This window comes from Gilliamella sp. GillExp13 (assembly GCF_001690815.1).
Taxonomy (GTDB): domain Bacteria; phylum Pseudomonadota; class Gammaproteobacteria; order Enterobacterales; family Orbaceae; genus Gilliamella; species Gilliamella bombi.
In genome coordinates this window covers 1-1,562 of the sequence record NZ_LZHJ01000098.1, presented here as the reverse complement: position 1 = coordinate 1,562, position 1,562 = coordinate 1, and the positions used below count along the sequence as shown (strand labels likewise).

At 35.5% G+C, this 1,562-nt stretch carries 3 protein-coding genes; 1 reads left to right on the top strand and 2 read right to left on the bottom strand.

From position 1 onward, the window contains the following. Window positions 1-302: helix-turn-helix domain-containing protein (locus A9G37_RS06810; protein ID WP_065575023.1), on the bottom strand; the 302-nt coding region annotated here is incomplete at its 3' end. Window positions 303-547: 245 nt separating this feature from the next. Here A9G37_RS06810 and A9G37_RS06805 point away from each other — a divergent pair. After that, window positions 548-793 carry a hypothetical protein gene (locus A9G37_RS06805; protein ID WP_065575022.1) on the top strand — a complete coding sequence of 82 codons (246 nt, stop codon included), beginning with the start codon at window positions 548-550 and terminating at the stop codon, window positions 791-793. A 161-nt stretch (window positions 794-954) separates the two neighbouring features. On the opposite strand, the gene A9G37_RS06800 is transcribed toward A9G37_RS06805, so the two are convergent. Further along, the coding region (locus tag A9G37_RS06800; protein WP_065574322.1) for an IS3 family transposase at window positions 955-1,562 on the bottom strand (608 nt) is incomplete at its 5' end.

Sequence of the window (1,562 nt, the reverse complement as noted above, 5' to 3'; positions counted from 1 at the left end):
TTCTTTAAACGTGCAGCAATCTGCTCTGGGCTGTAATAAAGCATGAGGTATTTTTCAACTTGGCGCCATACCGAAGACTCTATTGGCTTACCATTACCGCTGTTTTTTCGCCTTTTCCTAGCTAGGGTTACCGCATCATGTGCTTGATAGGCTTGATTAGGTTTTGAGTTTCTTTTTATCTCTCGACTTATTGTCGAAGGATGTCTATTGAGTAGCTGGGCTATCTCTTTTTTATTCTTTCCGGCTTGTAATAATACGAAAATTTGGTATCTTTCCTTCCTAGAAAGGTGATTATAATACATAGCAATCTCCAAACTGTGGTGGTGCGAAGGTGCTAGTATAAATCACCTTTCTACTTTCTTCACTCCACCGTGTTTAAAATTGCACTTCATGTTTGAATCCAGGTTATTAAGAAGGCCATTAAATAAATTGGTAAACACATTAAAAAATAACTGAATAACAAATGACTAAATAGGAATCTAAAAATGCTACATTCGACAGTTAATGTCAAAATTTATTGGCTATCCATACAACAAGGTGGAAAAAAATGCTTCCTATAAATACAAAATACTATCCGATCACTGAACCGCTTAAAAGTAAGCAGGGTGATATGACAAGTTGGTCATTGGTAATAAATGTTAAAAATAATGAGCACATTAACTCTCATGAAAGAATAGGTTTTGGTGAAGCGCATTTTTTAATGGAAACTGCGCCCAGTTACTTACTCAATAAAGGGGTTAAAATAATTATTTATGAGGGACCTAAACAAGTGGCAACTGTTGAAGTACTTTAATTACCGTCTTAAAATACAATTGCAAGCTAAAAACATCTACCAGCTAGAAAAATAAAGGTAAAATCACATTGAATAAATGGGAGTTTAATCATCAACTCAATCAATTAATTGCTATATTGACTTCTGGTATGTCCACACTTTTTAGTACCAAAAAGATAAGGTCATCGATTTCTTTTGTATTCAATCGGCGACTGGTAATTTAATGTTGAATGAAGTCGATTATAATTAAACCAATCCACATAGTGATTAAATTCCAATTTAAGTTGCGCCAGTGAATCAAAAATAGTATTTGACACAAATTCTCTTTTCACTGCTTTGAATGTGCTTTCTGCAATTGCGTTATCATAGGGGCAGCCTTTGCGACTTAAGGACCGTTTAATTCCAAATGCTGTTAAACATTCATCAATCAAATGATTATCAAACTCTTTTCCTCTATCAGAATGAAACAACTCAATCGTCTGTAAGTTCATTGGAATTTGACTCATAGCTTGCATGACCAGTGCCGCTGTTTTATGCCTGCCAGCACTTCGCCCCACTATTTCTCGATTACTGATATCAACAATTACACAAAGGTAGTGCCAACGTTGTTTAACCCTTACATAGGTTAAATCGGTCACCAATATCTTTCGTGGTTGACCTATATTAAATTCTCGATTCAGTTCATTCCCCACCGGCGATTCATTGCTTTTTTCTGTATGAATACAATATTTTTTACAGGTGTATTTCGAAACCCAGCCATTTTTCGCCATGATTCGACCTATTCGGCGTC